This is a genomic window from Streptomyces sp. L-9-10 (assembly GCF_004151105.1).
Taxonomy (GTDB): Bacteria; Actinomycetota; Actinomycetes; order Streptomycetales; family Streptomycetaceae; genus Streptomyces.
In genome coordinates, this window is sequence record NZ_PHRF01000095.1 from 355772 (window position 1) to 380614 (window position 24843).

25 protein-coding genes are annotated in these 24843 nt (G+C 70.2%); 15 read left to right on the plus strand and 10 right to left on the minus strand.

Annotation, left to right across the window (positions count from 1 at the left end; translation table 11 throughout):
* Positions 1-149 precede the first annotated feature (149 nt).
* Both CU044_RS38705 and CU044_RS22980 read left to right on the plus strand, forming a co-directional pair.
* The gene (locus CU044_RS38705) at positions 150-674 is read left to right on the plus strand and encodes a hypothetical protein (RefSeq protein WP_165371955.1); all 525 of its coding nucleotides are present in this window, start codon (positions 150-152) and stop codon (positions 672-674) included.
* A 107-nt stretch (positions 675-781) separates the two neighbouring features.
* Positions 782-2641: a tetratricopeptide repeat protein gene (locus CU044_RS22980; protein WP_275670217.1), complete on the plus strand. Its 1860-nt coding sequence runs from the start codon at positions 782-784 to the stop codon at positions 2639-2641.
* A gap of 4 nt (positions 2642-2645) precedes the next feature.
* Here the strand turns inward: CU044_RS22980 and CU044_RS22985 are convergent, their stop codons facing one another.
* Complete coding sequence (locus CU044_RS22985; protein ID WP_129770606.1) at positions 2646-3959, minus strand: Nramp family divalent metal transporter; 1314 nt, start codon at positions 3957-3959, stop codon at positions 2646-2648.
* Between the two features lie 423 nt (positions 3960-4382).
* Here CU044_RS22985 and CU044_RS22990 point away from each other — a divergent pair, with 423 nt between their 5' ends.
* Positions 4383-5933, plus strand: a complete 1551-nt coding sequence (locus tag CU044_RS22990; RefSeq protein ID WP_129770607.1) for a hypothetical protein — start codon at positions 4383-4385, stop codon at positions 5931-5933.
* 282 nt (positions 5934-6215) lie between these two features.
* Here CU044_RS22990 and CU044_RS22995 read toward each other — a convergent pair whose 3' ends face one another.
* From CU044_RS22995 to CU044_RS23010, 4 genes are all read right to left on the minus strand, one after another.
* Positions 6216-7688 (minus strand): gluconate:H+ symporter, encoded by a 1473-nt coding sequence (locus CU044_RS22995; protein ID WP_129770608.1) that lies wholly within the window; start codon positions 7686-7688, stop codon positions 6216-6218.
* Between the two features lie 155 nt (positions 7689-7843).
* A complete protein-coding gene (locus tag CU044_RS23000) occupies positions 7844-8272 on the minus strand; it encodes a RidA family protein (RefSeq protein WP_129770609.1) in 429 nt (142 codons plus the stop codon).
* Entirely contained in the window at positions 8269-9033 is a 765-nt protein-coding gene (locus CU044_RS23005) for an IclR family transcriptional regulator (RefSeq protein ID WP_129770610.1), read from the minus strand. The genes CU044_RS23000 and CU044_RS23005 overlap by 4 nt, the downstream gene beginning before the upstream one ends.
* Positions 9030-10187 (minus strand): sugar kinase, encoded by a 1158-nt coding sequence (locus tag CU044_RS23010; RefSeq protein WP_275670214.1) that lies wholly within the window; start codon positions 10185-10187, stop codon positions 9030-9032. Before CU044_RS23010 ends, CU044_RS23005 begins: the two co-directional genes overlap by 4 nt.
* 160 nt (positions 10188-10347) lie before the next feature.
* On the opposite strand from CU044_RS23010, the gene CU044_RS23015 reads away from it, so the two are divergent.
* On the plus strand, positions 10348-11718 hold the full coding sequence (locus CU044_RS23015) for an amino acid deaminase (protein WP_240045779.1): 1371 nt from the start codon (positions 10348-10350) through the stop codon (positions 11716-11718).
* Between the two features lie 86 nt (positions 11719-11804).
* Complete coding sequence (locus tag CU044_RS23020) at positions 11805-13427, plus strand: D-aminoacylase (RefSeq protein WP_129770611.1); 1623 nt, start codon at positions 11805-11807, stop codon at positions 13425-13427.
* Between the two features lie 93 nt (positions 13428-13520).
* Here the strand turns inward: CU044_RS23020 and CU044_RS23025 are convergent, their stop codons facing one another.
* Both CU044_RS23025 and CU044_RS23030 read right to left on the minus strand, forming a co-directional pair.
* Positions 13521-13736, minus strand: coding sequence for a DUF397 domain-containing protein (locus CU044_RS23025; RefSeq protein ID WP_129770612.1), 216 nt, complete (start codon positions 13734-13736; stop codon positions 13521-13523).
* The gene (locus CU044_RS23030) at positions 13736-14683 is read right to left on the minus strand and encodes a helix-turn-helix transcriptional regulator (protein ID WP_240045780.1); all 948 of its coding nucleotides are present in this window, start codon (positions 14681-14683) and stop codon (positions 13736-13738) included. Before CU044_RS23030 ends, CU044_RS23025 begins: the two co-directional genes overlap by 1 nt.
* A gap of 124 nt (positions 14684-14807) precedes the next feature.
* Between CU044_RS23030 and CU044_RS23035 the strand changes: the two genes are divergently transcribed.
* From CU044_RS23035 to CU044_RS23045, 3 genes are read left to right on the plus strand one after another with little or no spacing between them, the layout of a single operon-like run.
* Positions 14808-15248, plus strand: a complete 441-nt coding sequence (locus CU044_RS23035; RefSeq protein WP_129770613.1) for an ATP-binding protein — start codon at positions 14808-14810, stop codon at positions 15246-15248.
* A complete protein-coding gene (locus tag CU044_RS23040) occupies positions 15245-15649 on the plus strand; it encodes a recombinase family protein (RefSeq protein WP_129770614.1) in 405 nt (134 codons plus the stop codon). The genes CU044_RS23035 and CU044_RS23040 overlap by 4 nt, the downstream gene beginning before the upstream one ends.
* On the plus strand, positions 15646-15915 hold the full coding sequence (locus tag CU044_RS23045; protein WP_129770615.1) for a hypothetical protein: 270 nt from the start codon (positions 15646-15648) through the stop codon (positions 15913-15915). The genes CU044_RS23040 and CU044_RS23045 overlap by 4 nt, the downstream gene beginning before the upstream one ends.
* Before the next feature lie 104 nt (positions 15916-16019).
* On the opposite strand, the gene CU044_RS23050 is transcribed toward CU044_RS23045, so the two are convergent.
* The 3 genes from CU044_RS23050 to CU044_RS23060 form a co-directional block, all read right to left on the minus strand.
* The gene (locus tag CU044_RS23050; RefSeq protein WP_129770616.1) at positions 16020-16433 is read right to left on the minus strand and encodes a DNA-binding protein; all 414 of its coding nucleotides are present in this window, start codon (positions 16431-16433) and stop codon (positions 16020-16022) included.
* Positions 16415-16702, minus strand: a complete 288-nt coding sequence (locus CU044_RS23055) for a hypothetical protein (RefSeq protein ID WP_129770617.1) — start codon at positions 16700-16702, stop codon at positions 16415-16417. The genes CU044_RS23050 and CU044_RS23055 overlap by 19 nt, the downstream gene beginning before the upstream one ends.
* Positions 16703-16803: 101 nt before the next feature.
* Positions 16804-17151 (minus strand): DoxX family protein, encoded by a 348-nt coding sequence (locus CU044_RS23060; protein ID WP_129770618.1) that lies wholly within the window; start codon positions 17149-17151, stop codon positions 16804-16806.
* A 336-nt stretch (positions 17152-17487) separates the two neighbouring features.
* Between CU044_RS23060 and CU044_RS23065 the strand changes: the two genes are divergently transcribed.
* The 7 genes from CU044_RS23065 (at position 17488) to CU044_RS23095 (ending at position 24809) form a co-directional block, all read left to right on the plus strand.
* Positions 17488-18108, plus strand: coding sequence for an HAD family phosphatase (locus tag CU044_RS23065; protein WP_240045781.1), 621 nt, complete (start codon positions 17488-17490; stop codon positions 18106-18108).
* 179 nt (positions 18109-18287) lie between these two features.
* Positions 18288-19499 carry a pyridoxal phosphate-dependent aminotransferase gene (locus tag CU044_RS23070; protein WP_129770620.1) on the plus strand — a complete coding sequence of 404 codons (1212 nt, stop codon included), beginning with the start codon at positions 18288-18290 and terminating at the stop codon, positions 19497-19499.
* 89 nt (positions 19500-19588) lie between these two features.
* Positions 19589-19975: a hypothetical protein gene (locus CU044_RS23075; RefSeq protein ID WP_129770621.1), complete on the plus strand. Its 387-nt coding sequence runs from the start codon at positions 19589-19591 to the stop codon at positions 19973-19975.
* A gap of 207 nt (positions 19976-20182) precedes the next feature.
* A complete protein-coding gene (locus CU044_RS23080; RefSeq protein ID WP_193564059.1) occupies positions 20183-21307 on the plus strand; it encodes a hypothetical protein in 1125 nt (374 codons plus the stop codon).
* A gap of 88 nt (positions 21308-21395) precedes the next feature.
* Positions 21396-22586, plus strand: a complete 1191-nt coding sequence (locus tag CU044_RS23085; protein ID WP_129770622.1) for a toxic anion resistance protein — start codon at positions 21396-21398, stop codon at positions 22584-22586.
* A 17-nt stretch (positions 22587-22603) separates the two neighbouring features.
* Entirely contained in the window at positions 22604-24217 is a 1614-nt protein-coding gene (locus CU044_RS23090) for a VWA domain-containing protein (protein WP_240045782.1), read from the plus strand.
* Entirely contained in the window at positions 24204-24809 is a 606-nt protein-coding gene (locus CU044_RS23095; protein WP_129770624.1) for a hypothetical protein, read from the plus strand. The genes CU044_RS23090 and CU044_RS23095 overlap by 14 nt, the downstream gene beginning before the upstream one ends.
* Positions 24810-24843 lie beyond the last annotated feature (34 nt).

Here is a 24843-nt window from a genome sequence, read left to right on the forward strand (position 1 = left end):
CCGCACCACCACCCCGAGCCCCCCACAGGGCCGGCAGCGCCGTCGAAACCCCACCCGACGGCGCTGCCGTGTGTCCGGGGCCGGAGCAATTGCGGTAAGAAGGACCCTCAGATTCAACGGAGTTCGGATTCGGGGATCCGGGGGGATTCATGTTGGCCGAGGCGGTGACGGCGGCAGCGGCGGCCGGTGGGATCGCGGTCGTGGAGGGCGCGGCGTCGGCCGCCGGTACGCAGGCGTGGGAGTCGTTCCGTACGCGCGTCGCGGGCTGGTTCGGGCGGGGCTCCGGGAACGCGGAGCTGGAACGGGTGACGCTGGAGCGGCTGGACCGTACGACGGCGGAGCTGGACGGGTCGGACGAGGCGGGGCAGACGCGCCAGGCGGACCGGTGGGAAGACCGCTTCGTGGACGTGCTGGAGGCCGCGCCGGAGGACCTCAGGGCCGAACTCGCCCAGGAACTCCAGAGGTTCAGCGACGAACTGCGGGCCGAGCTGACGTCACGCGGCCCCGGCACCACGATCACGGGTACGGGCGCGGGCGCCTGGGTCTCCACCGAGAAGGTGGACATCAAGGGCGGCGGCAGCGGCAGCACCGCGGGCGTCATCAACCAGCACTTCTACGGTACGAACGGACCCGCCCCGGTAAACCCTCCCGCGCCGGAGCCGGGCCAGGCCTGACCGGTTCCGGCTTCTCGACGCGGGAGAGCGACCAGATCACTCTCGCGGTCCCGCACGGCACGGCCTCCCGGCGCACGCTGTGGGGCCGGGACGAGCTGCTCGACGAGCTGCTCGCTGTCGTACGGGACGAGGGCCACAAGCAGGACGCCGGGGCGGTCCATGTGATCCAGGGCCTCGGCGGGGTCGGCAAGACGAGCGTCGCCGTGTCCGTCGCCCACCGCCTCCAGCGGGAGACCGACCAGGTCTGGTGGATCGGCGCGCAGGACGCGTCCCGGTTCACCGGCGGCCTGACCGCGCTGGCCCGCCAACTCGGCGTACCGGACGAGGAGATCGCCGTCGGCCGACTGGCCGACCAGCTCTGGCGCCGGCTCTCGGCGCTGGAGGAGCCCTGGCTGCTGGTGGTCGACAACGCGGACGACGCGCGGCTGCTCGACGGCCCGGGGCGGCTGGCGCTGGGCACGGGTCTCGTCCGTCCGCACCGGTCGCCGCGCGGGCTGGTCCTGGTCACGAGCCGCGACGGCCAGCCGGGCACGTGGGGCGATCACGCGGTCCTGCACCGGCTGACGCCTCTCGGCGACGGACACGGCGCGGACGTCCTGCTGGACCTCGCGGGGCCGACGGCAGGCTCACGCGAGGAGGCGGCGGAACTGGCCCGGCGGCTGGGCGGGCTTCCGCTCGCGCTCAACACCGTGGGCCGCTATCTGGCGGCCGTGGGGCAACGCCCGGCGCGCTTCCGGGACGCCGGGGAGACGGCGACCTTCGCGGAGTTCCGCGCGTCGCTGGACGACGGCGGGGCATTCCCGCACCCGGGCACGGCCACGGCGCTGGCGGGCATCTGGCGGATGTCCCTGGACCTGCTGACCGAGCGCGGTCACCGCTGCGTACGGCCGCTGCTGGAGGTCCTGGCCAACTTCGCCGACGCGCCGGTGCCGTTGATCCTGGCCGACCCTGCGGTCCTGGGCGAGGACGAGGCGTTCGAGGGGGTCGGCGGGGCCGAGATCTGGGCCGCGTTGCAGGCGCTGGCGGGGCTGGGGCTGGTGGACCTGGCCGCCGCGAACGGGGTGGACACGGTCGCGCTGCACCCCCTGGTACGGGACGCGCACGGGAGCCCGGGGCGGTACGCGCTGAATGTGCGACTGCTGGGCGAGGCCGCCGAAAGCGACGAGACGGGTCAGCCGGAGGACGTGGAGAGGTGGCCGCTGTGGTCGGCGCTGACGCCGCATGCCGTGCACGCACTGGCCTTCGAGGATGACTCGGACGACGACCGGCTGTTCCTGGAAACCTGTTGGGTAACCAATCTGGTGGCCGGAAGCCTGCGAGCCCAGGGACAGCTGAGCCAGGCCAGAAAGCTGCTCGAAGAACTGGTGTCCCGGCAGGGCGGCACTCTCGGCGAAGACCATTCCGACGCCCTCACGTGCCGCCACAATCTGGCCAGCGTCCTCCATCTCCAAGGCCACCACGATCGAGCACGCACCATCTACGAAGACATCCTCGCCACCCAGCTCAGCACCCACGGAGAAACCCACCCCGGCACCCTCACCATCCGCCACAACCTGGCCAGTGTCCTTCACGACCAAGGTCATCTCGACCAGGCTCGCACCATCTACGAGGACATGCTCACCAACCGGCTCAGCATCCACGGAGCATCCCACCCCGACACCGTCGCCGCTCGCCACGAGCTGGCCCGCGTCCTGCACAACCAAGGCGATCTCGACCAGGCTCGCACCATCTACGAAGACATCCTCACCACGCAGCTCAGCACCCACGGAGAAACCCACCCCGACGCCCTCACCATCCGCCACAACCTGGCCCGCGTCCTGTACAACCAAGGCCACCACGACCTCGCGGCGGCCGAGATGGCGGCCATACTCTCCGTACGAAGGCGCGTAATCGGTCCCGAGCATCCGTACACGCTCGACACGCAGGCATGGCTCGACATCATCAACGCCGCCCGAGGCGAGCCTTGACCCCCTACCAGGGAATGTCCCGCACCTGCTGCACGCACAGCACCACGAACAGCAGCCCCGCCGCCGTCAGCATCACATTGCTCAGGATGCCGTTCCGCCATTCCTTCGGCGTGCGCGACGAGTTGAGCAGCCACACCAGCGTCAGCGCCAGGAACGGCATGAAGAACGCGCCCAGCACCCCGTAGACGACGACCAGGCCGAACGGCTCGTCCAGGAAGAGGAGCGAGATCGGCGGGAAGGTCAGCCAGAGCAGATACGCGCGGAACGGCACGGAGCGTTCGCGCTCGCCGGAGGCGACCTCCTCCGTCGTCTTCCCGGCCTCGTCCGCCGCCGCCCCCACGCGTTCCTTGCGGATCCGCTCCACGAAGTCCGCGAACATCAGGCTCACGCCGTGCCACACCCCGATCAGCGACGAGAACGACGTCGCGAAGAAGCCGACCAGGAACAGCTTCGCCGTGGTCCCGCCGAAGCGGTCCTCCAGGATCGTGCCGAGGTCGATCAGGCCGCGGTCGCCCTTCGTCAGGGCGATCTGGGAGGAGTGCAGCAGTTCGGCGCCGATGATGAGCATGGCGACGACGAAGAGGCCGGTGGTGATGTACGCGACCCGGTTGTCGAGGCGCATGACCTTCATCCAGCCGGTGTTGGTCCAGCCCTTGGCGTTGACCCAGTAGCCGTACGCGGCCATGGTGATCGTGCCGCCCACCCCGCCGATCAGGCCGAGCGTGTAGAGCAGTGAGCCGTCCGGCAGGACCGGGAGCAGGCCCGCGAAGCTCGCGCCGACATCGGGGACGACGCGGATCGCGACGTACACGACGACCACGAACATCACGCCGATCAGGACCGTCATGACCCGCTCGAAGACGGCGTACTGGTTGAACCAGACGAAGACGAGCCCGATCAGGCCCGTGATGACCGCCCATGTCTTGAGCCCCGGCCCGTCGGGGAAGAGCGCGACGATCGGGAGCGCGCTGGAGGACATCGCCGTGGCGCCGTAGACGAAGCCCCAGACGACGACGTACACCGCGAAATACACGGTGGTCCAGCGGCCCAGGCTGCGCCAGCCCTCGAAGAGGGTGCGGCCGGTGGCGAGATGCCAGCGGCCGGCGGCCTCGGCGAGGGAGATCTTGACGACGCAGCCGATGACCGCCGCCCACATCAGGGTGTAGCCGAACTTGCTGCCCGCGATGAGCGTGGCGACCAGATCGCCCGCGCCCACACCGGTCGCCGCCACGACGATGCCGGGGCCGATATACGTCCAACTCGACTTGCGCGGACGGGAGACGGCCTCATCCGTGCCGGTGTCCATGGTGTCTGTCATACGTGTCGTCGCCTCCCGCTTGTCTCCGTACGTGACCCGAGTCACCAAAGCGGGGTGACGGTGATCGCGCAAGAGGGCCTGCGGTGAGGGTTCGGTGGCGGGAGTCCGATCGCGAGGACGGGACCCGGGGCCTGCACGGAGGACAACAGGCGGCCCCGAGGGAGTCATTGATCAACCGGCAAGTGAACACCTTTCAGGGCGGCCCCGACTGGGCCCCTGCGTGGGCCCGTGGGCCTGCGTATAGGCCCTGGCCCCGTCCTTAGGCTGCTGCCCGCTCGGGGGGCACGACGACGGCGTGAGCTGGGAGAACACGTGAAGTACGCCGGTAGGTTCCACAGTTGGTATGGGCAGAGGCATGGGCATGGTGGGGGACGGAGCGACCGGGGACAGAGTGGCGCCGAGTACGCCGCGATGGTCGGTGTCGTGTCACTGGTCGTGGCGGCGATCGTCGGTCTGAGCGTGCCCGCCGACGAGGCGACCGGGCTGAAGAGCGCGGTGTGCCGAATACTTCACCCGCTGAGCGGGGCCGAGGCGTGCTCCTCCGGCGACTACGCGGGCGACGGGAGCGACGGCGGGAACGGGGACGGGGACGGAGGCAACGGCGGAGGCGGGGGTCCCGGCGATCCGTTCGTACCCAACGGCGACCCGTTCGAGCCCGCGCGGTGTCTGCTGTCCCAGGACCAGACCAAGGACACCGTCGTCATCCAGGTGGTCTTCATCAAGATCAGCACCTCGGAGACGGTCAAGCTCCAGCAGTGGTCCGACGGCACCGTCACCCTGGAGCGGGTGACCGAGACCGGAGGCGGGGTCACGGCGAGCATCTCCGCCGGCATCCCCGGGCTGAAGGACTGGGGCGGCAGCGCCAAGCTGAGCGGCACATTCCTGGCGGGCAGCGGCAGCGGCGGGCAGTGGCTCTTCAACAAGAACAAGAGCGGCGATCCCCAGGCGGATCTGGCGGCCAACCTCGCGGACGCACAGAAGTTCGCCGCGTACCTCAAGCAAAACGATGGTTGCCGCTACCAGAGCGGCTACAACCCCGGGGCGGCGATGGGAGCGTGCCAACAGGACGCGGCCTCCAAGAAACCCGATCTCGAACCGGAGCTGGCGCCGGACGTCGACATCACCAAGACCTCGACCGAGGCATCCGGCAGCGTCAGCTTCGGCGGAAAGTTCACGGGCGGCAAGGGCGGCAAATTCTCCGGCGAGCTGGCCTCCGGCACGATGACCGAGGACGTCGTGGTCATGCGTTCCCACAGCGGACCCAACGCCGGGAAGATCACCTTCATCTACACCTTCACTGTCAAGGGCTCGGCCGGCGCGCTGGGGGTCGCCACGGGCGAGAAGATGCAGCAGGTCTCCGTCACCTACGACGCGGCGGCCTACGACGAGGAGGAGAAGAACGGCGACCCGCACCACCCGGAGAAGCTGCTGATCACCACCAGCCAGGAAGCCGGGGAGGGCACCGGCGTCAAGGTCGAAGGAGGCGCCAACGCCGGTCCCCTTCCCGTCACCATCGATGTCGGCGGCGGTGGCGGAAACACCAAGTCACAGATACACACCGAGTCGGCAGAACTCATCCTCGACAACGACGCCGACAGCATCACCGTCGAGGACTGGCTGCGCGGAAACGGCGACCCGGCCAGTAATCCGCTGCCCTCCCCCTCCGACGCCGCCGAAGTACCGGACTCGGACGCCAGCCCCCTCGAACGGCTCCTCCACGACAAGGGAAAACTGAGCAGACTCGACTACAAGGCCAACACCGACTGGTGGAACGCCTCGCTCGGCATCGGCTTCGGCCTCTCCGCCGGACAGGTCTCCCTCGGCTTCAAGCTCTTCGGTATCGAGATCACCCACGAATCCAAGGGGCAGACGATCACCGGCGACCCCACCTACGCCACCGGCCCCAAGAACGGCGGCGCCCGGCCCTGGGTCGAGTGGAAGAACTGCACCCAGACCAAGCCCATCCCCACCTGACGGTTCGTGCGTCGCGATCGTGGCGGCTACGCCGGGGGTGTGGGCCAGGTGTGGAGAATCCGCTCGTCGGTCATCGCGGATGTGCGGGCCGACGGATCCGTCCGCGGCCCGAATCCGTCTGCGTGTCCCGCCCGGCCGTCGTGGCGGCCGTCATCGCCCAGGCCGCCCAGGGACTCAACGGCCAGGTCTGAACACGTACGTCCGAAGCAGCGCCGTCCGCCCGCGGGGGCGGAGGCGCTGCTTCCGCGACACGTCCGGATGACCGGGCTCAGCGGCACATGCCTAGATGACCAGGCTCAGCAGCGCCGCCACGACGAAGCCCGCCACCGACAGCACGGTCTCCAGGACCGTCCAGGACTTCAGGGTGTCGCGCTCCGATATGCCGAAGTACTTCGCGACCATCCAGAACCCGCCGTCGTTGACGTGCGAGGCGAAGATCGAGCCCGCCGAGATCGCCATGATGATCAGGGCGAGATGCGCCTGTGAGAGGTCCTGGCCCTCGACGAGCGGCACGACGATACCGGCCGTGGTGACGATCGCGACCGTCGCCGAGCCCTGGGCGACGCGCAGGACGACCGAGATCAGCCAGGCCAGCAGGATGACCGGCAGGCCGACGTCGTTGAAGGTGTCGGCCAGGGCGTCCGCGATCCCGCTGCCCTTGAGGACCGCGCCGAACACACCGCCGGCGCCGACGACGAGCAGGATGTTGCCGACCGGCTTGAGCGAGGCGGTGGAGACCGTCTCCAGGGACTTGCGGGACCAGCCCCGCCTGATGCCCAGCAGGTAGTACGCGAGCAGCAGCGCGATCGTCAGTGCCACGAAGGGGTGGCCGAAGAACTCGATGACCGAGCGGCCCGTGGACGGGCCGAGGGCGATCGACGAGAAGGTCGCGAGGAGGATCAGGATCAGCGGGGTGCCGATGATGGCGAGGACCGTGCCGAGCGCGACCGGTGTCTCCCTGGGGGTGACGCCCGAGGCGCGCTGCTCGGCGGCGACCGCGGCCTTGGCCTCCTCCGCCGCCTCCACCATGTCCTGCGGGACGTCGACGAAGATGCGCTTCCCGATCCAGGCCGCGTAGGCCCACGCGGCGAGGACGGCCGGGACGCCGACGATGACACCCATCAGGATGACCCAGCCGAGATCGACCTTGAAGAGTCCGGCCGCGGCGACCGGGCCGGGGTGCGGCGGCAGGAAGGCGTGGGTCATCGAGAGCCCGGCGAGCAGCGGCATCGCGTACAGCAGGATCGATTTGCCGGACCGCTTGGCGGCGGCGTACACGATCGGCGCGAGCACGAAGATGCCGACGTCGAAGAAGACCGGGATACCGAAGACGACACCGGTGACGCCCATGGCGAGCGGGGCGCGCTTCTCGCCGAAGAGGTTCAGCAGCCGGGCGCTCAGCACCTCGGCGCCGCCGGACACTTCGAGGATCGCGCCGAGCATGGTGCCGAGTCCGATGATGATCGCGACATGGCCGAGGATGCCGCCCATCCCGGTCTCGATCATCGAGACGGCGGCGGACTTCTGGACCGTACCGAAGAGTTCGGTGACGGAGAGGCCCGCCGCGAGGCCGACGGCTATGGAGACGCCGAGCAGCGCCACGAAGGGCTGGAGCCTGACCTTGATGATCAGGAAGAGGAGCAGGACGATACCGAGGGCGGCGACGGTCAGCAGACCGGCGGTGCCGTCGATCAGGAGCAGCAGACCGCCTGTGTGGGGCGGGGTCTCCGGTGGTGCGTCAGCGGCGAGCAGCATGGGGAGCCTCTGGTCGTGGGCATGGGGGGATCACGACACGGCGCCCGGTCGGCGGGCGCCGTGACGTACGGCTGCGTGGGTACGCGTAAGTCGTTCAGCGGTGTGGGTTTCCCGGTACGGGGACGGGGACGAGGAGGACGGGCCGGGGCGACGGCTCAGCCGAGGACGGCCAGCGCGTCGATCTCGATCAACAGCCCCTTGGGCAGGCCCACATACACCGTCGTACGGGCGGCGGGCGCTTCCTTCAGACCCTGCTCGCCGAAGTAGGTGTTGTAGATCTCGTTCATCTCGGCGAAGTGGTCCACGTCGGTGAGGTAGACGCGCACCATCATGACGTCGTCCCAGCTCGCGCCGCCCTCCTCCAGGATCGCCTTGACGTTGGCGAAGGTCTGGAGGGTCTGCTCGCGCAGGGTCGGGCCCGCGACGGTGGGTGCCTGGCCCTCGACGGCCGGGAGGAAGCCGACCTGGCCCGCGACCTGGAGGATGTTGCCCTTGCGGACGCCGTGCGAGAACTTCGCCGGCGGGGTCGTGTGGGTCGACGGGGTCAGCGCGGTCTTGGCGGTCGATCCGGTCTTGTCGGTCATGAAGCGTCCTTGCTGGGATAGGTGGTGCCTGAGTACTCCCCGCTGATCGCGTCGGCGGTACGACGCACCAGCGGGAGCAGGGTGAGGAGTTCCTCCGCGGTGACGACGACATTCGGCGCGGAGACCGACATGGCGGCGACGACCCGGCCGTCCGCACCGCGGATGGGTGCGCCGACGCAGTTGATGGACTCCTCGTGGCCGCCGAGGTCGGTGGCCCAGCCCTGTTCGCGTACGGTCGCCAGCTCCTTGAGGAAGGCGGCGGCGTTGGGGCTCGAACGGGGCGTGTACAGGGGGTAGTCGAGGCGTTCGGCGAGCGCGCGGCGCTCCGCCTCGGGGAGGTCGGCGAGCAGCAGTTTGGCGACGGCGGCCACGGTGATCGCCACCGGTTTGCCGATCCGCGAGTACATCCGGACCGGATAGCGGCTCTCGACCTTGTCGATGTAGACGACTTCGCCGTCCTCGTACACGGCGAGATGGACGGTGTGGCCGCACTGGCCGTTGAGCGCGACGAGATGGGAGTGGGCGATGTCGCGCATGTCGAGATTCTCGACGGCCTCATGGGCGAGCGCGAAGAGGCGTGCGCCGAGGCGGTAGCGGTTGTCCTGCTGGCGGTAGACGAGCCCGTGCTCGTGGAGCGTACGGAGCAGCCGCAGCGCGGTGGACTTGTGGACGCCGAGCCGGTCGGCGACCCTCCCGAGGTCGGCGGGGCCCTGGGCGAGCAGCGGCAGAATGCTCAGTGCCCGGTCGACGGTCTGGCTCATGGGGTACGTACCTCCTGCTCCGTGGCCGCCGTCCACCCGGGGCCGAGACGAAGTGTGCCCCAGGCGGCGTCGTCGAGGTCCACGAGCCGGTCGGCGTCCACCCGCGAGGGGGGCGTGCCGAGGTCTCCGGGGACGGTGAGGGTCGCCGCGGCCATCAGGTGACCGTGCCGGAGCCGGTCGGCGGCGGGCAGACCGCGGAGGGTCGCGGAGAGGAATCCGGCGGCGAAGGCGTCCCCGGCGCCGACGGGCGCGACGACATCGACGCGCAGCGCGGGTACGGACGTGACGGTGTCGGCGCCTCCGTCCGGACCGCTGCCCACGCCCCCGTTCGCACCCCCGTCCGGACCGCTGCCCACGCTCTGGCCGGCACCCCCGTCCAGGCCGCTGTCCACGCCTGCGCCGGCGCCGCCCGCGTCGCGCTCGTACACCGTCGCCCCCGCGCTCCCCCGCTTCACCACCAGCGTCGCCGGCTCCGGGAGCGCGGCCCGGATCGCGTCCCCGCCGTGCAGGCCCCACGCCTCGGCCGCCTCGTCCTCACCGACGAAGACCAGATCGGCGCCCCGGGCGAGCTCCAGCAGCACGCGGGCGCCCGAGCCGTCGCGCCAGAGCCCCGGCCGGTGGTTGACGTCGAAGGAGAGCAGCGGGCGTCCCGGCGCGCGGGCGGTCAGCTCACGCATCAGGGCGAGGCAGTCGTCCGAGAGCGCGGCCGTGATGCCGGACACGTGCAGCACGCGCCCGGCCCACAGGTCGTCGTACGACAGGGTCCCCGGCGCCATCGCGGAGGCGGCGGAGCCCGCACGGTAGTAGGCGACCTCGTGCGCGTCGGTGGCCCGGTCCGTCGCCGTACGGAAGTAGACGCCGGTGGGCCGGTCCGGGTCGCGGCGTACGCCCGAGGTGTCGACCCCGTACGCGGCGATCGCGTCGACGAGATGATCGCCGAAGCCGTCGGCGCCGACCCGGCTGACCCACTTGACGGTGTGCCCGGCGGCGGCCAGCGCGCAGGCGACATTGGACTCGGCGCCGCCGATCGTACGGGCGAAGGAGGGGACGTCGGCGAGGCGGCCCGGGAGCGAGGGCAGGAAGGTGACCATGGATTCACCGAGGCAGACGACATCCACGCCGGGGTGGAGGTCCGTGTCTACGGTTCCGGTCACTCTGGGGCTCCTCGCCGCTCGACCGACCTGCGTCGGTCACCGTGACGGGTCACCATTGACCCGCTGTCGGCTCGGATGTTAGACAGCCCTCAGCGATATGCGCAATGGCCATTGCATGTACTGCAACGAGCTGCAATGAGATCGACATAGGGGAGGCTCCATGGCCGCAGGCCGACGAACGGACGAGCTGAACGGGATGGACGAGCCGGACGAGCTGAACGGGCTGAACGGGCTGAACGAGTCCACCGGGCCCGGCAGGCTCAAGGGACTCAAGGAGCTGAGCGACGAGCGCGTCGACCACCGCTTCAAGGCCCTCCCCCCGGACGCCGACGGCCTCACGGTCGGCGCCCTCGCCGCCGAGCGCCGCTCCCTGTTCACCGGTGGCTTCACCACCCCGGTCCTCGCCCTCTCCGCCGAGTCGGTCGAGCACAACCTCGCGCTCCTGGAGACCTACTCCGAGCGCCACGGCCTCGCCTTCGCCCCGCACGGCAAGACCTCCATGGCGCCGCGGCTCTTCGCGCGCCAGCTGGAGCACGGCGCCTGGGGCATCACCGCCGCCGTGCCCCACCAGGTCCGCGTCTACCGGGCGTTCGGCATCCAGCGGATCTTCCTCGCCAATGAAGTGGTCGACGCGGCGGCGCTGCGCTGGCTCGCCGCGGAGCTGGACCGCGACCCCGGCTTCCGCTTCGTCTGCTACGTCGACTCCGTGCGCGGTGTCGAGCTGATGGACGAGGCCCTGCGGGCCGCCGGAGCCGGCCGCCCGGTGGCGGTCGTGGTCGAGCTGGGCGCCGGCGAGGGGGCGCGTACCGGCGCGCGTACGGAGGCGGAGTGCGCGGCCGTCGCGGACGCGGTGGCGGCCGTACCGACCCTGCGGCTGACCGGGGTCGCCGGTTACGAGGGCGAGGTGCCGGGAGCGGACGGCGAGACGGTCCGCGCCTGGCTGCGCCGGCTGGTCGCGCTGGCGGCCGAGTTCGACGCGGCGGGGCGGTTCGGGGACGCGGACGAGATCGTGGTCAGCGCGGGCGGCAGCGCCTGGTTCGACGCGGTCGCCGATGTCTTCGCGGAGATCCCCGCCCTCTCCCGGCCCGTGCTGAAGCTGCTGCGCTCCGGCGCGTACGTCTCGCACGACGACGGCCATTACCGCCATCTCACCCCCTTCAACCGCGTCCCCGAGGAGGGGTCCCTCCAGCCCGCCTTCCGGCTCTGGGCGCAGTGTGTCTCCCGTCCGTCGGCCGGACAGGCGTTCGTCAACGCCGGGAAGCGGGACGCGGCGTACGACCTCGATCTGCCGGTGGCGCAGGTGGTGCGGGACGGCCGCACCGGCGAGATCCGTCCGGCTACGGGGATCACGGTGACGGGCCTGTCCGACCAGCACGGCTGGCTGACCACCGCGCCGGAAGCCGCCCTGGAGGTCGGCGACTGGGTGGGGATGGGGCTGTCCCACCCCTGTACGTCGTTCGACAAGTGGCAGCTGATCCCGCTGGTGGAGGCGGACGGCACGGTCATCGACCTCATCCGCACGTTCTTCTGACCGCTGCCGCCTGAACCCCGAACCCTGAACCCTGACGACCTCCGACCTCCGACCTCCGACCACCGACCACCGAGGGGCCTTCGCACATGGATCTCGTCATTCGCGACGTACGGGTCGTCGACGGCACGGGCGGCCCTTCGTACCGCGCCGATGTCGGCGTCCAGGACGGCCGTATCGCGGCGATACGGCGCGAGGGCGAGCCGCGCCCGTCCGGCGCCCGCGTCCTGGACGCCGCCGGGCTCGCCCTCTCCCCCGGCTTCATCGACATGCACGCGCACAGCGATCTCGCCCTGCTGCGCGACCCCGACCACTCCGCGAAGGCCGCGCAGGGCGTCACGCTCGAAGTGATCGGCCAGGACGGGCTGTCGTACGCGCCCGTGGACGACACGACCCTCGCACAGGTCCGGCGCGCGATCACCGGCTGGAACGGCGACGGTTCGGACATCGACTTCGACTGGCGGACGGTCGGCGGCTATCTCGACCGGCTCGACCGCGCCTTCGAGGGCCAGGGCTTCGACGGCGGGGGCATCGCGGTCAACGCCGCGTATCTGATCCCGCAGGGCACGGTCCGTATGTACGCGGTCGGCTGGGACGACCGGCCCGCGACGGACGCCGAACTCGCCCGTATGAAGCGGCTGGTGGCCGAGTCGATGGAGCAGGGCGCGGTCGGGATGTCCTCGGGGCTGACCTACACGCCCGGGATGTACGCGAACGACTCGGAGCTGGCCGAGCTGTGCCGGGTGGTGGCGCGGTACGACGGCTACTACTGCCCGCATCACCGCTCGTACGGCGCCGGCGCGCTCCAGGCGTACGAGGAGATGGTGACGCTCACCCGGGACGCGGGCTGCGCCCTCCATCTCGCCCACGCCACCATGAACTTCGGCGTGAACAAGGGCAGGGCGCCCGAGCTGCTCACGCTGCTCGACGAGGCCCTGGACGCGGGCGCGGACATCTCGCTCGACACATACCCGTACACCCCCGGGTGTACGACGCTCGTCGCGATGCTGCCCAGCTGGGCGAGCGAGGGCGGCCCCGACGCGATCCTGGAGCGGCTGCGCGACGAGGCGACCGCCGAGAGGATCCGCCACCACATGGAGGTCATCGGCGCGGACGGCTGTCATGGCGTGCCCATCGAGTGGGACACCATCGAGATCTCCGGTGTCTCGGCGCCCGGTCTCGCGGACCATGTCGGCAGGACGGTCGCGGACTCGGCGGCGCGGGCGGATGAGGCCCCGTGGACCACGGCCCGCCGGCTGCTGATCGAGGACCGGCTCGGCTCGACGATCCTCCAGCACGTGGGGCACGAGGAGAACGTCCGGCAGATCATGCGCCACCGCGTCCACACGGGCGGCAGCGACGGCATCCTCCAGGGCGCGAAGCCGCATCCGCGCGCCTACGGCACGTTCCCGCAGTATCTGGGCCGGTACGCACGGGAGTTGGGCGTCCTGACCCTGGAGGAGTGCGTGGCCCACCTCACCGGCCGCCCGGCCGCCCGGCTCCGCCTCCCCGACCGGGGCCTGGTCCGCGAGGGCTACCGCGCGGACCTGGTCCTCTTCGACCCGGACACCGTCGCCGCGGGCTCCACCTTCGAGGAACCGCGCACGCTGCCGGTGGGCATCCCGCACGTACTGATCGACGGCAGGTTCGTGATCGAGGACGGCCGCCGCACGAACGTCCTGGCGGGCCGCGCGGTACGCCGCACACCCTGACGCAACGGTCTCCGCCGACCGGCGGCGAAGAGCGCCCGGCTCACCACGGTGGCCGGGCGCTCCTGGTCATGGACGAACCGCGTGCGACCGCGATCAGTGGAACTCGCCGTCCGCCGCGCCGCGCACGAACGCCTGCCACTCGTCGGCGCTGAACAGCAGGGCGGGCCCGCCGGGGCTCTTGCTGTCACGCACGGCACGACCGCCGCCGAACGGCACGGCAACCTCCACACAGTTGCCGTTGGCTCCCGAATACGAGGACCTCACCCACTCCAGCCCAGCGGCCGAAACGGACTCGATGTACGGCTTCATCAGCTATCCCATTTCTTGATGGCGCCTTGGATGAGCGCCCTTGACTTGGTGACATTCGCCGCGGCCATATTGAGACGACGGAACAGTGTCGTATACGTCTCGACCTCGGCCGGTTCTTCGAAGTACGTCGTACTGGTCGGAGAATCCGCGTAGATGATGTCGGTCTCGGCCGAGGCCGGGAAACTCATGATGACGAACGGGCCGAAGAGACAGGCGTTCATGGGGTCCTCGTCCGGCAGCACCTGCAACTGGATGTTCGCCTGCCGGCTGTCCTCCACCAGGGCTTCCAGCTGCGCTTTCATCACGGCGGAGCTGCCGACGCGATGGCGCAGCGCGCCCTCCGAGATGATCACCCACAGCTGAAGCGGATTCTTGCGGGTCAGGATGGTCCGGCGCTCGCTCCGGACGTTGATCAGTACTTCCACCTGTTCGGGCGTGACGTCCGGCGCCTGCAACTCGATGAGCGCCTTCGTGTACTCCGGAGTCTGCAACAGCCCGGGGATGAGATTGGTCTCGACGTTGTAGATCTCCGACGCGTCCCATTCGACGGCGACGTACGCCGCGTACCCGGCGTCGACGACATTGGCGTAGCGCGACCACCATCCCTTCTGCTTCGCCTCGCGCGACAGGAGTTCGATGTCGTTTCGCTCGTCGGGGTCGGTGACGCCGTAGGCGTCCATGAGGGCACGAAGATCCGGCAGCCGGATTCCGGACTGCGCGTTCTCGATCCGGCCGACCTTCGATTCGGCTGATCCGAGCACCTTGGACGCGTCGGCGTGCGTCAGCCCGGCCGCCGTTCGCAGATCGCGAAGACGTCTGGCCAACCGTCGTTGACGCATCGTCGGGTTGCTGTTGATGGGCACGTTCGGGCCGCCTCCTCGTACTTCTTGCAGGTCAAGTGTGCCGCCCGTCAACTGTGAGGGCAACAAGCTTTCGACGTGTACCAAAGTGGGTACTTGACACTTTGCCGGGGTCGAGGTGCAGAGTACTCACCATGGCGTCTCGTGACTCTACGAATCAGACACGTGAGGCACGTCATCGCCACCCGAACCCGCCCCCCAGGGAGTGGCAATGACCATTCAGCGAACGAAGCTGACGCAATATCGCCGTTATCGACCGGCAGTAGCGATCGCCCGTACACACGCTCGTGAGTTAGCCGAGAAGTGGGAACTCCTCGAAGTACGTGACTCCCTGGAGATGGCAGTCTCCGAACTGGTCACCAACGCGGTGGTGCACGGCCGCGCCGCGAAGGGCAGCCGCGTCACGGTGACGTACCGCCTGCACGAAGACCGTCTCCGGGCCGAGGTACGCGACTGGGCGAGCGGCATGCCCAGGATCAACCGCCAGTCTCCGCGCGGTGTGTACGCCACCGGCGGCCGTGGCCTCCAGGTGGTCGCCGCGATCACCGATCGCTGGGGCGTGATTCCCCGCGTCATCGGCAAGAGCGTGTGGTTCGAGTTCAAGCGGATTTCCGCTCCCACGGACGCGGCCTTCGACGGAGAAGCGTCATGAACCCCGAAACGGACGAGCAACGGCCGCTGGCCTACGGCTATATGCGCGTCTTCTCCGACGCGGACGACCACGAGGCCTATGCGCTCGAACGGGACATGAAGCGCTTCGCGGACGAGCACGGCCTGCGACTGACCGCCATCTACCACGAGTTCGTTCCCGGTTCGCTCGACGCCTTCAACGAGCTGGTCGAAGTGCTCCGGTCCACCGGCGCGGTCCACGTCATCCTCCCGTCCCCACACGCTCTCTGCGAGAACGACGTGCTCCGGAACGCGCTGCTCGACCGGCTGGAGTTCGGCTTCTCGGCCGAGGTGCACGTACTGGACGAAGAACGTCCCCGCCCAGCGGATCCGACCGACACCGCGCTCACGCGGCGCGTCCTGGAAGGACTGCGCGAACTGTGACGACGAAGACCGATGGTGATCCGATCCACCGTGTCGGTTCGCTGGTACTGCGTACGGACTCCGGTGACGACAAGCCCGAGGCGCGGTTCATGGTGGAGTGCGAGGACTGCAACGAAACCTCCGACCCGGTGGACGACGTCCGGCGGATCACCGAAGCGTGGGCGCTGAACCACACGGCGGAGAACCCGGGTCATGAGCGATACCAGCTCACCACTCATCAGTTCTGGCGCGTGACCCGTGGACCGAGCCGCCCACGGCGACGGTAGACGCCCGCAAGACGAATGCCCCGGCGACCACATGACGCACATGCCGGTCGCGGGGGCATTCCGGGCGTCCTCGGATCGCTCAGGCCGAGGCCGGCCGCCACACCTCAGACGGCCACGAGCGCCACGCGCGCCCCGCAGAGCTTGGACATGTCATCCACATCCGAGGTGAGCATCACCACCGGACCGGGCTGATGCATCGCGGTGACGGCGACCATCGCGTCCAAGGCGTACTTGTGTCCGTGCAACCCGGTCTCCTGGAGCAGTTGAGCCGCTTCCTTGGACCACCCCACGCTCAGCGGCTCCAGACGCACTTGAGAGAGGACGTAGTTCCAGCGAGCGTGCTTGATACGCCCATGCTGGACCTCGATGAGAGTCGCACCGCTGACAACACGGTCCGCGCCACGGTCGACCGCCGACCGCACCAGATTCATCACAGCCCGGTCCTGCTCCAGGTAGAGCGAGAGCCCTTGGCTGTCGAGCACCAGACTGCCCCCACCCGTCAGACGGCCTCGCGCCACTCCCCCTCCCGCTGCTCGGCCCGCGCCCAGACGTCCGCGGCTTCCTGCTTCTCCACGGGGGTGAAGGCGCCGTGCTCCCGCTCGTACTCCTCCAGATACGCCGATGTCGCCTGATTGCGCAGATGTTCCTCAACAGCCGCGGCCACTATGGCGGACACACCACGGCCACCCGCGCTGTCGCGCAGTGCCCGCACAGTGCCCTCGGGCAGCGACACGCTGATGGCCTTCGCCGGCCCTTCACCGATACCTGGTCCCGTTCGCTCATCCATGAGAGCAAGTTTAACAAACGATTTCATAAAGGGATCGGGCTCCATGACCACGCACGCGGCCGTCGCGGCGCGGAACGCTTCCCGGCGCGCCGGGATCGCCCTCAGGCCGAGGCCAGCCGCAGCACCAGCGCGGCGACGGCGAGCAGGAAGAGGACGACGACCGGCGCGATCGCGTAGTCCTTGGCCCGCAGGTGTGTGACGGCGGCGCCGATGAAATAGAGGACCACGCCGATCGCGGCGGCGGCGCCGAGCAGCGGCACCCAGAGTCCGACGACCAGGCCGACGGCGCCCGCCGCCTTCAGCGTGGCGAGGCGCGGCAGCCAGCTCTCGGGGACGCCGAGGCCGAGCATCGAGCCGACGATCTTCTCCTGCCGGGTGAAGGTACCGACGGCGGAGCCGGTCAGGGCGACGGCGAGCAGGATGCCGACGACGGCATAGGCGATGAACACGATGACCTCTCGGAAGACATAGGGGGCAACCGCCGGGCGCGGGGCGCGGGCTCATGAGGACCGGCCGGGCGGGGCGGGCAGGGCAGAGCTGCCACCGGCCGGGACCCGGCCGATTTCCTTCAGTACCTTACTTTAAGTAAGCGCGAATGACCAGAGCCCCGCACCACCCGGGCACCCACCGCGGCGACGGCAGGACACCACCGCCAATGCGCGCGATCGAACATCACACACGTTCGCAAGATTGCGTTTCAAACACGCGTGATGTTCAATGTGGGACATGAGCGCAGACCGACGCACCGGCCACGGCCGGTGTCACCGTGCGGAAGGGGTGACCGCGTGACTGACACGGTCCTCTTCGACCTGTTCGGCGTCATCGCGCGGCATCAGTCCCCGGCGGGGCAGGACCGGCTGACCGCGACGGCGGGCGTGCCCGCCCCGGCGTTCTGGGAGACCTACTGGGCACTTCGTCCCCCCTATGACCGCGGCGAGGTGACCGGTCCCGAGTACTGGCGCCAAGCGGCCGGCCTCCTCGGCACCCACTTCGACGACCGCCGGATCGCCGCTCTCGTCGAGGCCGACATCGCCAGTTGGAACGCCGTCGACGACGACATGGTGGCCCTGGTCGGCGAGTTGGCGGCGGCCGGCCGGCGGATCGCGCTGCTGTCCAACATCCCCGAAGAGCTCGCCGTTCACTACGAGGAGCAGCACCGCTGGCTGAAGCACTTCGAGGTACGTGCCTTCTCCTGCCGCATCGGCCACGCCAAGCCGGAGCCGGGTGCCTACGCATGGTGCCTCCGCGCCCTGGGCCTCGAACCCGGCCGTGTCCTCTTCGTCGACGACCGCGACGAGAACATCCGGGCCGCCCGCGCCGCCGGCATGCACGGCCACCTCTTCACCACCCCCGCCCGCCTGAGGGAAACCCTCGCCCAGCGGGACGCCGCCGAGCCGCGATCGTGAGCAGCACGCCCTCCCGGCCCGGCCCCGTCCCCACCCCCTGACCGCAGAGGTCCCGGCTCCTGACATCCGGGGCCTCTGCTTCTCCCGCGCGCTGTTCGCGGCGCGGTGGGGGGCGAAGTGGTTCGGACGTGGCCAAAACCACCGAGCACCCCCGCCCGCGGCGCCGTAAGGTGGCCGCCATGCAGGTCATCCAGTCGACGAAGCTCGCCAACGTCTGTTACGAGATCCGGGGCCCGGTCCTCGATGAGGCGATGGCGCTGGAAGCAGCGGGCCACCGCATCCTCAAGCTCAACACCGGCAACCCCGCGGCCTTCGGCTTCGAGTGCCCGCCGGAGATCCTTGAGGACATGCTCCGCAACCTGTCCGGCGCGCACGGCTACGGCGACGCGAAGGGGCTGCTGTCCGCGCGGCGCGCGGTGATGCAGCACTACCAGACCAAGGGCATCGAGCTGGGCGTCGAGGACATCTACCTCGGCAACGGCGTCTCCGAGCTGATCCAGATGTCGATGCAGGCGCTGCTGGACGACGGCGACGAGGTGCTCGTACCCGCTCCGGACTACCCGCTGTGGACCGCGTCGGTCTCGCTCGCGGGCGGTACGGCCGTGCACTACCGCTGCGACGAGCAGGCCGACTGGATGCCGGACCTCGCCGACATCGAGCGGAAGATCACCGATCGGACCAAAGCGATCGTGATCATCAATCCGAACAATCCGACCGGCGCCGTGTACGGCGAGGAGATGCTCGGCGCGCTCACCGAGATCGCCCGCCGCCACAACCTGATCGTCTGCTCCGACGAGATCTACGACCGGATCCTCTACGACGGGACCACGCACACCCCGACCGCCGCCGTCGCGCCCGATCTGCTCACCCTCACCTTCAACGGGCTCTCCAAGAACTACCGGGTGGCCGGGTTCCGCTCCGGCTGGCTGGCGGTCTGCGGGCCCAAGGCGCACGCCGCGTCGTATATCGAGGGGCTGACGATCCTGGCCAATATGCGGCTGTGCGCCAATATGCCGTCGCAGCACGCGGTGGCCACGGCGCTGAACGGCCGGCAGTCGATCCAGGATCTGGTGCTGCCGGGCGGCCGGATCCTGGAGCAGCGGAACACCGCGTACGACCTGCTCACCTCGATCCCGGGCGTGACCTGCGTGAAGCCCAAGGGCGCGCTCTATCTCTTCCCCCGGCTCGACCCCAAGGTCTACAAGATCAAGGACGACCGGGAGATGGTGCTCGATCTGCTGCGCGCCGAGAAGATCATGGTCGTGCACGGTACGGGGTTCAACTGGCCGGAGCCGGACCACTTCCGGATCGTGACGCTGCCCGCGGCCCAGGACCTGGCCGACGCGGTGACCAGGATCGGCACGTTCCTGGAGGGGTACTCCCAGCCGTGACCCGGGCTACCGACATTCTCCGGACTGCACTCAACTTTAGACTGAATCCAAGGTAGGATGGTCTCCTGACCATGCCAGGAGGCCCTCCCATGTACGAGCCGATCCGTACCAAGTCGGTCCACGCGCTGGCCGACACCGCCGACTTCCCCCACCGCACCCGCGAGGAAGAGCTGAACATCCAGCTCGCCGGGCATCTCTCCGCGCTGCTCGCCGTCACGGACGAGCTGGGTCTCGACGAGGCCGCCGAGTCCATCGCCGCGCAGATCGCCAGGCTGCGCGGGGCCCCTCCGGCCCGGCACGCGGCGCTCACCGGCGCCGATCCGGCCGCGCTGCACCGCCGCGCGCTCGCCCTCGCGGGCCGCGCCCTGGTCGTCGCCGCCTCGCGCGCCGACACCGCCGCGGCGATCCTCTCCGCCGAGCGCATGGACGCGCACACCGCCGCGCTGCGCGAACCGCGGCTCGTCGCCGCCCACTGACGGCCCCGGTCCACGGGCCGCGGAGGCGCGCGGACCGGGCGCCACACACGACGCGGCGCCGCCCCGGCCCGGCCCCGGCCTGACCTTGGATCCGGCCCGGCCCCGGTCGCGTCCGGATGAAGAGATCCCTCCGGTGATGAACGGATCCCTCCGGTTCCGCACCGGGATGGGCCCTTCACCGTACGTACATCCAACTCACCCCAGAACATAGGCTTCTGGGAGCACGCTTCCCTCGTGAAACGCATCGTGGGAATCGTTCTGGCGGTGCTGCTGATCGGCGGCGTGGCAGCGGCCGTCGTAGCAGGCCGGGAAGACGCGGGAACGCGCACGGGAACGGGCACGGCAACGAAGACCGTGCGGGGTGTGATCGGTTCGGAGAAGAGCGAGTTCTTCGCCGATCCGGATGTGGTGAAGGCCCTGGCGGACAAGGGCCTCACCGTCAGGACGGAGACCTCGGGCTCCTGGGCCATGGAGGAACTGCCCCTCAAGGGCTACGACTTCGCTTTTCCCGCCTCCGAGGCCCCGGCCACGGCGCTGGACACGAAGTACAAGGTGCCGGGCAGCCCGCTACGGCCCTTCTACTCGCCGCTGGTCGTCGTCGCGCACCGCCCGGTCGCCGAGGTCCTGGCGCGCAACGGGCTGGCCGCCCTCGACGGGAAGCCGGGCGCGGCAGCGCGCGGCACGCTCCGGATGCGCCCGTTCCTCGACGCGGTCCGCGCGGACCGTACCTGGCAGCAGCTCAAGGGCGCCTCGGCGCACGCCGAGCTGAACGGGACGGTGTTCATCAGCAGCACCGACCCCGAGACCTCCAACTCCGGCGCGCTCTATCTCGCCGCCGCGTCCTTCGTCGCCAACGGCGGACTCGTCACCGACGCCGCCGGGGTCGGCCGTACGGCGCCGCTGCTCAGGAAGCTGATCGCGCCGCAGGGCGCCCAGCAGACCAGCTCCGACGCGCCGTTCCGTGACTTCATCAGCGGCGCCGGCAATCCGCTGGTGCTGGTGTACGAGTCGCAGGTCGCCTCGCTGCTGCTCCAGAAGCAGGACGTCGGGGACCTGGTGGTGCTCTATCCGGACACCACGGTCAACAGCGCCCACACGCTCGTCCCGCTCACCGGCGAAGGCCGCGCGCTCGGCGAGCTGCTCACTAAGGACAAACGGCTGCGCGAGCTGGCGGTACGCCATGGCTTCCGCCCGCAGGGAGCGGCGGCCGAGTTCACCGCGGCGACCGCGGCCCACACCGACTATCTCAACCAGACGCTGGCCGGCGTCCACCAGGCGCCCGTGCCCACCACCGAGTGGCTCCAGGCGATGGCGCGGCGGAGCCGGTCCTGATGCCGTCCTTCCCGGCACCCGCACCCGCACCGGCACCGGCACCGGCACCGGCACATGCTCAGGCTCGGCTCATATTCAGGGGGACCAGATGACCACAGAGAACACGGCGGGCGCGCCGAGCGAGCTGATTCTCACGCCGCCCGAGCCCGTCGCCCCGATACGTTCCGAACAGGCGGCGGGACTGGTACCGATCGACGCCTCCGTACGCGAGGAGATGACCCGGCGCGCCACGGACTACGTCGGCTCGCTCGCCGGTCTGGACGCGCGCTCGCCCGAATTCACCACGCGCGTCGGGGAGATCGCGGCCCTCGGCTCCGGTGAGATCCGGGGCGCCGCCCAGCAGTCCAACCGGATGCTGGACCGTACGGTCCGCTCGCTCGCGTCCGGCGGCGAGGACGCGCAGTCGCGGGTGTCGTCCTCGCTCGTCGAACTGCGCCGTACGGTCGAGGACCTGGACCCGCGCGACACCCCGGGCAAGTGCGCGCGCAAGCTCCTCTCCAGGCTGCCCGGCGGCAACAGGCTGCGCGACCACGCCGCCAAGTACGCCTCCTCACAGGCCACCTTGAACCGGATCGTCAGCTCGCTCAGGGGCGGCCAGGACGAACTGCGGCGCGACAACGCCGCGCTGCACACCGAGCGCACCCGCCTGTGGGAGACCATGGGCAAACTCCAGGAGTACGCGGTCCTCACCGACGCGCTCGACACCGCGATCGAGGAGCGCGTCGCGGCGGCCGAGCTGATCGACCCCGCGCAGGCCGACGCGCTGCGCGCCGATGTCCTCTTCCCGGTCCGGCAGAAGCACCAGGACCTGCTGACCCAGCTCGCGGTGTGCGCGCAGGGCTATCTGGCGATGGATGTCGTACGGCGCAACAACGAGGAGCTGATCAAGGGCGTCGACCGGGCCGCGACCACCACGGTCTCGGCGCTGCGGATCGCCGTGATGCTGGCCTCGGCTCTCGACAACCAGCGCAAGGTGACCGAGCAGGTGAACGTGTTGCGCTCGACCACCGAGGACCTGATCCGGGGCAACGCGGAGATGCTCGCCACCCAGAGCGGGGAGATCCAGCGCATCGCGGCGGACCCGGCGGTCGGGGCGGAGACGCTGCGGTCGGCGTTCCAGCAGATCTACCGGACGCTGGACGCGATCGACACGTACAAGATCCAGGCGACGGAGTCGATGGCGACGACCGTGGAGTCGCTGACGGCGGAGCTCCGGATCGCGAGCACGCATCTGGAGCGGACCCGGTCCGCCGGCGCGCTGGAAGGCGGTCTGAAGTGACGGGAAGACGGCCTTCGGTGAGACGACGGCCGAGGCTGACGGCCGCGCTGATCGCGGCGCTGCTCACCGCCACCGCCACCGTCACCGCCTGCTCGCCGGGCGGCGGTTCGAAGGATCCCCGCAACGACGGCGCGGACACCGCGTACCACCCCGGCACCCTGCGGGTGCTCGCCTCCAGCGAACTCGCCGACATGCGGGGCGTGCTGGACGAGGCGGAGCGGAGGACCGGGGTGAAGGTACGGCCCACCTGGACCGGCACGCTGGACGCCGCCGAGCTGATCGCGTCCGGCAGGGCCGACGGGAAGTACGACGCGGTGTGGCTGTCGTCCAACGACTATCTGCGGCTGCACCCGGGCACGGCCGAGCGCCTCAGCAACGAGACCTCGGTCATGTCCTCCCCCGTCGCCCTCGGCGTCAAGGCGGCCACGGTCGCGCGGCTCGGCTGGCGGCCGGACGAGGTCACCTGGTCACAGGTGCACCAGGCGGTGCGGGCCGGGAAGCTGACGTACGGGATGACCGACCCCGTACGCTCCAACTCCGGTTTCTCCGCGCTGATCTCGGTCGCCTCCGGGCTGTCGGGCGCGCAGGCCGCGCTGACGGACGCGGATGTGCGCCGGGCGGCGCCCAAGCTCAAGGAGTTCTTCACCGGGCAGAAGCTGACCTCCGGTTCCTCCGGCTGGCTGGCGACCGCGTACACCCGGCGCGGCAGCGTGGACGCGCTGGTCAACTACGAGTCGGTGCTGCTCTCCATGAACCGCGACAGCCATACCGGACTCACCGTGATCCGCCCGAAGGACGGCGTGGTGACCGCCGACTACCCGCTGACGCTGCTGACGTCGGCGCCCCAGGAGGCGCGGGAGTCCGGCCAGGCCCTCACCTCGTATCTGCGCGGCCCGGAGGCACAGCGGGCGCTGACCGAGGAGACGTTCCGCCGCCCGGTCGTCCCGTCGGTGAGGCCCGCGGCGGGTCTCGGCACCGAGAAGCGGCGCGAACTGCCCTTCCCCGGCTCGCGTTCGGTCGCGGACGGGCTGCTCGACGCGTACGAGAACCAGCTGCGCCGGCCCTCGCGCACCGTGTACGTACTGGACACCTCGGGTTCGATGGAGGGCGAGCGGCTGTCCCGGCTCAAGGCGGCGCTGGCCGGGCTCACGGGCACGGACGAGTCCGCGACCGGGGAGCGCTTCCGGGACCGGGAGGAGGTGACGCTGATGCCGTTCGGCTCGTCGGTGAAGCGGATCCGTACGCATACGGTGGACCCGGGCGACCCGGCCACCGCGCTGGACGGGATCCGTGCGGACGCCGGTTCGCTGACCGCGTCCGGCGACACGGCGATCTACAGCAGCCTGCGGGAGGCGTACGCGCGGCTGGGCGCGGGCGGCGCCGACGCCTTCACCTCGATCGTGCTGATGACGGACGGCGAGAACACCGCGGGCAGCGGTCCCGCCGACTTCGACGCCTTCTACGCGGGGCTGCCGGAGGACCGGCGGGCCACGCCCGTCTTCCCGATCCTCTTCGGCGACTCGGACCGCGCGGAGCTCGGGCATATCGCCGAACTGACGGGCGGGCGGCTGTTCGACGCGACGCGCGGCTCGCTCGACGGGGCCTTCGAGGAGATCCGTGGCTACCAGTAGATTCCTCAGGTACGTGGAGTCCCGGAAGAACCTCACCGGCGGCGCGGCAGGGCTGGCGGGACTGGCCCTCACCTTCACCGGACTCGCGGGCGCGTACTGGCCGGTGGTCGTCGCCGGGCTGTACGGGGCGGGCGCGCTGCTCGCCCCGCCCGAGCGCCCCGACGCGCCGCCCTTCACCGACCCTTCCGAGCAACTGGACGAACTGCGCGGCGACTTCGAGCAGCTCATGGCCTATCTGGGCGAGGTGGACCTGCCTCCCGCGGCGGCCGGCCGGCTGGCGGAGCTGACCGAAACGCTGGCCGCCCTGCTGGAGCCCGGCTGGGTCACGGACGCCCTGGCCGTGGACCCGGAGGCGGTCCACACCCTGTCCAGGGCGGTCCGCCAGGACATCCCGGAGTCGGTGGACACCTTCGTACGCACCCGCTGGTGGACCCGCCTCCAGCCGGGCACCGAGCCGCCGGAACGCCATCTGGAGCGCCAGCTGACGGTGCTGCACGACGAGGCGCACGCGCTGGCGACGGCGCTGCGGGAGGCGGAGTCGCGCAGACAGGAGACACATACGCGGTACTTGGAGGACCGGGGCAAGCACTGACGTACCCCCGGAGCCGTGCGGGGGCTCCGGGGGT